Here is a 7,898-nt window from a genome sequence, read left to right as displayed (position 1 = left end):
AAAAGCCATGAAATCTCTGGACAGATGTTTGACAATGAGTATGATTTAGCCAAGGCTGTCATGGCGGGAATGGAATCTCGAAGTATAGCTGGTGAATATGCACTCGATCGTTTTATATTTAATTGCGCCTAGCTACTTAGTTGTGCGTTGACGTATCGATCGTTCTAACTTTCGCACCAAAAGATCGAACTTAGCTTGTTGCTCTAACTCCATTACATCGCCATCCAAAATTTCAAACTCAAAACTCAAAGTTGAGTCTTGGGTTTAGGGGATGAAATTAGTATTCCCACTCGATCGCTCGTCACTCTAAGTGAATTTACGGATTTTCGTTCGCCTAGCGTTGCAGAATGCAAATCGTCTAGCTCGATCTACTCAAGATTACTGATATTTAGGCGAGCGATGATTTGGTGTGAATAAGGGAAGACATGTTATCTCGATCCTGTAAATCCTAGCGAACCGATCGATTATTAGTTATTGGATCTGAGTCTTTTTCAAGAAAGCGACGAGCGAGAGCGAATATAGTAATAATGAAAGTGGAAAAACGATCTCGACAAAATTCCAATGTGCAGGATCGCCCTGAGTGTTGTCCAAATGAGACTGCATAAATGAATAACAGGCTCTACCCTGATGCCAGAGACGACATTCGGCTGGGCTAGTAGCCATAAATATCACTTGGAAGATTGGAATCAGGTACCAAAATGACGCTGTGAATTTTAGCTGCCGATCGCGATGATTTAGATAAAAGCTAAGGCAGTATAAAGTGCAAATCAGGTAAAATGGTAAAAGGCTAAAAAAGTAAATAATCCAAGCAGCACCTGTGAAAGAGATCCCCAGAGCTAAAACTAAACTAGCAAAGGTGTATAAGATAAAGTATGTAGTAAATGCTTGGGTAGTAATCATTTTGGATAAATTAATCAATATTAACCCATGTATCAAAATTTAATTCTGTTTGACGGGGTATGCAATTTCTGTAATAGTGCAGTACAGATGGTCATCGGGATCGATCGCCAAAAAATCTTTAAATTTGCCGCAATTCAATCAGAATTAGGACAGCAGCTCTATCGTCAGCATGGGTTAGATCCGATCGATATTCAAACACTGATGCTAGTTGATGGAGAACGAGTTTTGACTAAGAGTGATGCAGTTTTGGAGGTGCTGGCTCGACTCGATGGTGGTTGGCAGTTATTGGCTGGTTTTAGAGCGATGCCACAACCTCTGCGGGACTGGGCTTATAGTGAATTTGCCCGCCAGAGATTTGTCCTATTTGGACGGCGAGATGCTTGTATGGTGCCCACTCCAGAATTACAGGAGCGATTCATCGCGTGACTATAGTTGCTACCTACTTCTGAACCTGTGACAAATTAAACATCTAGCGTAGGGGTGGATGGTGAATGTCTATTTCTTGGCTGGGAAGGGAGTAACGATCTTCACATCTTGCACCAGTACATATAGCAGTCCTAAATCAGATCCTTGGGTATCGATACTGGTGCTCATGCGGCAGCCTAACACACCCTACATCCACATAGCTTTTCATTTAGGATTGCTATATGAGCTGATGAAAATAGACTCGAAACTTACTTTTGAGTACTAAAACTATTCACTATTCACCATTCACTATCCACTAAAACACTAGTAAATTTGTTTCGATCCAAGATGCGAGCGTCCCCTATTCTCGCTCCTTGGTGGTGGAGATAATGTGAATATCGACGTTTTTGAGCAAGCGGAGGATTTGCTGTGTCAAGGAGCCTTTCCAGAAGGCTTGCCAGCGTGATTTTTGACTTTCGCCCATGACGATTTGAGTGATCCGATACTGTTGGGCGGTATTGGCGATCGATTCGATCGTATTGTAATCCCGCACTCGAATAAACTCACCCCCAAATTCTTGGCAGAGGCGTTCGCAAGTCTCAATGTGCAAACTATCTGCTTTCGAGAGAAATCGATCGGGATCGTTGACAAAAAGCACATAAAATCGAGCGTGCATATAATTAGCCAACCGCGCTCCCCGCCGTAAAAGTTGCATCGAATTGGGATAGGTAGAAATGCAAACTAACACTCGCTCGTGAACGTTGCAAGATGTCCCATCTAAAATAGATCCATCCAACTGCTGGGTGTCTTCAATATTGTCGGCTACTTCCCGCAATGCCAACTCGCGCAATGCAGCTAAATGACGACGTTGAAAGAAATTATTCAGGGATTGGTCGATCTTGTCGGGGGCATAGATTTTGCCATCCCGCAGTCGTTCTTGGAGAGTTTCTGGGGTAACATCGACAACGACTACTTCGTCGGCGGCTTCGAGGACTCGATCGGGAATCCGTTCTCGGACGACAATTCCGGTAAGCTGGGCAACGGTATCATTTAGGCTTTCGAGATGTTGGATATTCACAGTGGAATAGACATCAATTCCGGCTTCGAGAATCTGTTCGACATCTTGATAACGTTTTTCGAGTGCCGAACCAGGGACATTTGTATGTGCTAGCTCATCGACTAATACTAGTTGCGGCTGGCGATGGAGGATGGCGGCGACATCCATCTCGCCGATCGTCACACCTTGACAGCTAATTTGCTGGCGGGAAATTTGTTCTAAACCGATCGCTTTGGCGGCAGTTTCAGCCCGATTGTGTGTTTCTAGCAAGCCGATTGCCACGTCGATCCCTTCGGCGCGGAGTCGATGTCCTTCTTCCAACATCCGGTAGGTTTTGCCCACCCCAGGACTCATCCCGATGAAGATTTTATGTTTACCGCGTCGATAAGTTTGCATGAGTTGGGGGTTGGGGGATGACACAACGACTGGAAGTCGTTGCTAGTGATGCAAAGTCCGGATGGTGCGCGGACTAAAGATATTAGTAATAAGCGTGCTAGGGTACCCAGAAAGCGGCGTTTTTATGCGTGGGTTCCCCCCGCATAAAAAAACGACAAGACAGGGCACCCCCACGGGTTTATCGAGAATTAGCGGAGAGCATCTAGGGCTAAGTTTAATTTCAGCACATTTACACCAGGTTCGCCGAAGATTCCGAAAGAGCGATCGTCGGTATTTTGACTAATTAAAATTTCTAACCGATTAGGCTGAAGTTTGCGTACTCCCGCAACTCTTTGAATCTGCGCTCTGGCAGCTTCTGGGGTGATGTGAGGGTCGAGGCTAGAGCCGGAAGTATAAATCAGGTCTGCGGTGGGTTTGATGCCAGCCTGTTGCAGTCTGGGTAAGTCTCCAGCGATCGCTTTTGTAGGATCGGGGTCGCTTTTTCCTTTGATCCGATCGAGTAGAGCCGGATTGCTAGGAGCTAGATTGCTGGCTCCAGAGACTCCGGTTTTGAGCACTCCTGCTTTATCTTGCTTGGGATCGGCGGTGCTGTAGCTGGTGCTACTGGGGCGACTATTGAAGTATCGATCGCTCGTAAATGGTTGTCCGATTAATGCCGATCCGACAACTTGACCTTGGGCATTTTTTAGTAAACTTCCGTTGGCTTGGTAGGGGAAGGCTAGTTGGGAGATGGCTAGCATCGCAAAGGGATAAATGACGGCGACTAGCACCCAGAGGACTAGGGTGGTGCGGATTGCTCTGCCGATTTCGCGTACTGGATTCATGGGTTTTAATAAATATAATTGAGTTGATGCGTAGTCTTTTACCCCACCCCAGCCCTCCCCTTATAAAGGGGAGGGAGTAAAGCCCCCCCTTTATAAGGGGGGTTGGGGGGGTAGAGCAACATCGAAAACGAAATCTAGCCGACAAAAGGGGGTGAGGAGGGATCTTCGATAGTTTGCGAATACGATCCGATCCGCATACCTAAAATCGTTCTGGTTGAAACATCACAACGAACAAATAAGCAGACAGAGCTACAGTACCCAAACCCAGAATGCCTAAGGCATAAATTTGGGGACGAGAGAAAGTATCACCCGTTGCGGCAAACACAGTGGAAGCAAGTACCAAGTTTAGACACAGTGCCAAAAACAAATAAGTGGGATATTTGCGACGGCTCCAGGATTCCCAGAGGATGGCTAAATCTTCAGATATATCTTTCATAATTAAGAAATAGGCAGCAGAACATCGATGATTTTGATTGCGATAAATGGTGCAATTACCCCGCCTAATCCGTAGATTAAAATATTGCGCTGAAGTAATTGGTCGGCAGTTAAGGGGCGAAATTTAACGCCATTTAGTGCTAGCGGAATCAACGCGGGAATAATTAGGGCGTTATAAATTAGAGCTGAAAGAATAGCTGATTGCGGACTCTTTAAACCCATGATATTCAATGAGCCAATTCCAGCAGCGGCAAAGATCGTCGGAATGATCGCGAAGTATTTGGCGATGTCATTGGCGATCGAAAAAGTAGTCAATGCGCCACGGGTAATCAGCAATTGTTTGCCGATCGCGACTAGATCGATTAACTTGGTGGGATCGGAATCAAGATCGACCATATTTGCGGCTTCTTTGGCTGCTTGGGTGCCTGAGTTCATCGCGACACCGACGTTGGCTTGGGCTAGTGCGGGCGCGTCGTTGGTGCCATCTCCAGTCATGGCTACTAGTTTGCCCTGGGACTGTTCTCGCTTGATTACGTCGATCTTGTCTTCGGGGGTGGCTTCGGCGATGAAATCATCAACCCCTGCTTCCTGGGCAATTACGCCAGCGGTAATCCGATTATCTCCCGTCAACATAATCGTCCGCACACCCATGCGTCTCAGTTGGTCGAATCGTTCTTTTAGACCAGTTTTGACGATATCTTTGAGATAAATTACCCCGTACAAATCCCCGTTCTGACAAATACCCAGCGGCGTTCCACCCAGTTTGGAGACGCGCTCGTATGCCTCATCAAATTCGGCGGGAATAGTGCCGCCACGCGATCGCACAAAGCCCCGAATCGCATCGATCGCTCCTTTGCGAATTTCAATATTATTAGGTAAATCGGTACCGCTCATCCGCGTCCGAGCGGAGAACTCGATCCCTTCGGCGACAGCGCGATCGAAATCGATCTTTGCGCCCAATTTTTCGGCTAATAGGACGATCGATTTTCCTTCAGGCGTTTCATCAAATAGACTACCGCCCAAAGCCACAGCGGCAAGTTCAGTGACAGAGTAGCCATTGACTGGAATAAACTCGTCGGCTAATCGATTCCCCAGGGTGATCGTCCCCGTTTTGTCGAGAATCAGCGTATTTACATCTCCACAGGCTTCCACCGCCCGTCCAGATGTGGCGATGACGTTAAATTGGGCGACTCGATTCATGCCAGCAATCCCGATCGCACTCAATAACCCGCCAATAGTAGTCGGAATCAGGGCAACCAGCAGCGAGACGAGAATCGCGATCGAAATCGGCGTATTTACTAAGTTTGCTAATGGCGATAGAGTTGCCACCACAATTAGAAATACCTGGGTGAGGACAGCTAGGAACACTGTCAGCGCAATTTCGTTGGGGGTTTTAGAACGTTTTGCACCCTCGACGAGGGCAATCATCCGATCGATAAAGCCCTGCCCTGGATCGGCGGTAATCTGAATCGTCAATTCATCTGAAACTACCCGCGTACCACCTGTAACAGAACTCGCAATATCGGTGCCAGGCTGTTTGAGGACGGGCGCAGATTCACCCGTAATCGCCGACTCATCTACCGAAGCTACACCCACCACCACTTCCCCATCAGCGGGAATCATTTCGCCGAGGGCTACCCTAACTCGATCGCCCTTACGGAGTGCTGTGGAGCTAACTTGCTCAATTGTACCGTCGGGTAATACTTTGTTAGCGATCGTGTCCGATCGACTTGCTTTGAGTGATTCTGCTTGAGCTTTACCGCGTCCTTCGGCAATAGCTTCGGCAAAGTTAGCAAACATCACTGTCGAAAACAGAATGAGCGTAATTAAACCATTTAAGACGCGCTCTTGATTTACATCCGTCTGGATTGTCCCAAACAGATTGGGATCGAGTGTCACCAGGAAAGTAACGATCGTGCCCACCCAGACGATAAACATGACTGGATTGCTAACCGCAATGCGCGGATCGAGCTTGGTAAAGGCATCGCGGACGGCTCGTTGATACAAGCCAGCCATTGAGACTTTGGGTGAATTTCGGCGGGAGGTACCTGTGCCGCCAGGAGTCGGTTGAGGAGAAGATGTGCTAGTCATAATTATGCTCCCCGTGTGAGTTGAAAGGCTTCAGCGATCGGTCCTAATGCGAGAACGGGAAAGAAGGTTAATGCACCCATAATCAGAATTACGCCTGCGGTGACTCCTGTAAATAAGACCGTATCGGTACGCAGTGTACCTGTAGTAAAGGGAACGGGTTGTTTGCGCGACATTCCCTCTGCTAGGAGCAGTAGTGACACGATCGGTACATATCTCCCACCCAGCAAGCTCAGACAAGTACTCAGATTCCACCACAATGCTGTGGGTGCTGGTTGACTATCTGCCAATCCTTCAAAGCCAGAGCCATTATTAGCAGTAGCCGAGGCATATTCATACATCACTTGGGCGAGTCCATGAAAGCCAGGATTGCTGATGCCAGCTAGTTGTTCGGGAAATGCTAAGGCGATCGCACCTGGAAATAATACGAAAATGGGATGTACTAATAACAGCAAAAAGCTGGTTAATACTACCTCATTTTTCTCAATCTTGCGCCCCAGAAATTCAGGGGTACGCCCCACCATCAATCCGGTGACAAATACCGCCAAAATCAGATAAGAAAATAGGTAAGCCGTCCCGCTACCCTGTCCACCCCAAATGATTTGGAGAAATAGATTAGATAGTAATATAAATCCACCCGCAGGCATAAATGAATCGTGCATCGAGTTGACTGCACCGCACATCGTGCCAGTAGTCGTCACCGCATATAGAGCCGACTGCGCCCACCCAAATCGGACTTCTTTGCCCTCTAGATTGGGCTGTGAGCTACCCAATAGGGTATTAACGAGGGGATTGCCCTGATACTCGCCGATGGCAGTGACGATGATGAATGCGACATAGAGAATGAATACCATCCCAAACACTAACCAAGCTTGCTTGCGATTGTCAGCAATTACACCGTAAGTATAAATCAGCGAAGTCGGAATCGAGATCATCGCTAAAATTTGAATGAGATTAGTAAATCCATTTGGATTCTCAAACGGGTGAGCGGAGTTGATGCCAAAGAAACCACCCCCATTTTCGCCCAGTTCTTTGATTAGCTCAAAATGTGCCACTGGCCCCAAGGCGATCGCCTGACGTATATTGGGATCTTCTAATGTCGGCACTAGGATCGGCCCCGAAAGAGTTTCGGGAGTACCTGCGGCAACTAACGCGATCGTACCGACAATACTAATCGGCAATAAAATCCGCGTAATTGCCAAAATCAGATCGACATAAAAATTGCCGAGCGGTCTACCCGTCAAACCGCGAATAAACGCGATCGCCACGGCAATTCCCGTCGCCGCCGAAGTAAAAAACATAAATCCCAATCCCAGCATCTGCGATAAATAACTATAAGTTGTTTCCCCAGAATAGTGCTGTTGATTGGTATTGGTCACAAATGAAATTGTGGTGTGCAAGGCTGTATCCCAAGTGGGCGCACCCAATCCTGTCGGATTGAGCGGTAGTAATCCTTGCAACATCAGCATCGCAAATAGCAAAATTGCCATTGCTAAATTGCTGTAGAGGATCGCACGGGCATATTGCCAGCCCGTCATTTGGGTTTGAGAGACACCACTGAGGCTAAAAATCAGCCGTTCGACTGGATTTAACACTCGATCGAGTAGTGTTTTTTGACCTAGATAGACACGAGCGATATAGCCACCAAATATTGGCGTAATCGCCAGAATGATAACCAGCGTTAATCCAATTTGAATCCATCCCTGTAGCATGTATAAATATTCCTCATCTGCATCGGCGATCGAGCTTAATTATTGAAGCTTTGAATCTACCACTGATGTTGGCTGCTTCAA

The 7,898-nt window shown here is 47.2% G+C and carries 7 protein-coding genes; 1 reads left to right on the top strand and 6 read right to left on the bottom strand.

Going from position 1 to position 7,898, the window contains the following annotated elements; genetic code table 11:
• Nucleotides 1-471: 471 nt before the first annotated feature.
• Complete coding sequence (locus tag ACEW9J_RS19155) at nt 472-900, bottom strand: hypothetical protein (RefSeq protein ID WP_373546692.1); 429 nt, start codon at nt 898-900, stop codon at nt 472-474.
• Nucleotides 901-927: 27 nt separating this feature from the next.
• Between ACEW9J_RS19155 and ACEW9J_RS19150 the strand changes: the two genes are divergently transcribed.
• Nucleotides 928-1,326 (top strand): thiol-disulfide oxidoreductase DCC family protein, encoded by a 399-nt coding sequence (locus tag ACEW9J_RS19150; protein WP_373546691.1) that lies wholly within the window; start codon nt 928-930, stop codon nt 1,324-1,326.
• A 340-nt stretch (nt 1,327-1,666) separates the two neighbouring features.
• Here the strand turns inward: ACEW9J_RS19150 and ACEW9J_RS19145 are convergent, their stop codons facing one another.
• The 5 genes from ACEW9J_RS19145 to kdpA form a co-directional block, all read right to left on the bottom strand.
• Entirely contained in the window at nt 1,667-2,758 is a 1,092-nt protein-coding gene (locus tag ACEW9J_RS19145; RefSeq protein ID WP_373546690.1) for a universal stress protein, read from the bottom strand.
• Nucleotides 2,759-2,946: 188 nt separating this feature from the next.
• Entirely contained in the window at nt 2,947-3,582 is a 636-nt protein-coding gene (kdpC, locus tag ACEW9J_RS19140; RefSeq protein ID WP_373546689.1) for a K(+)-transporting ATPase subunit C, read from the bottom strand.
• Nucleotides 3,583-3,781: 199 nt separating this feature from the next.
• Complete coding sequence (locus tag ACEW9J_RS19135) at nt 3,782-4,018, bottom strand: potassium-transporting ATPase subunit F (RefSeq protein ID WP_373546688.1); 237 nt, start codon at nt 4,016-4,018, stop codon at nt 3,782-3,784.
• Between the two features lie 2 nt (nt 4,019-4,020).
• The gene (gene kdpB / locus ACEW9J_RS19130) at nt 4,021-6,108 is read right to left on the bottom strand and encodes a potassium-transporting ATPase subunit KdpB (RefSeq protein WP_373546687.1); all 2,088 of its coding nucleotides are present in this window, start codon (nt 6,106-6,108) and stop codon (nt 4,021-4,023) included.
• Nucleotides 6,109-6,110: 2 nt separating this feature from the next.
• A complete protein-coding gene (gene kdpA / locus ACEW9J_RS19125; RefSeq protein ID WP_373546686.1) occupies nt 6,111-7,817 on the bottom strand; it encodes a potassium-transporting ATPase subunit KdpA in 1,707 nt (568 codons plus the stop codon).
• Between the last annotated feature and the right edge of the window lie 81 nt (nt 7,818-7,898).

It is taken from the genome of Chamaesiphon sp., assembly GCF_041737865.1.
Taxonomy (GTDB): domain Bacteria; phylum Cyanobacteriota; class Cyanobacteriia; order Cyanobacteriales; family Chamaesiphonaceae; genus Chamaesiphon.
Note: the sequence above shows the minus strand (reverse complement) of the source record. Positions and strands in the feature narration are given on the sequence as shown.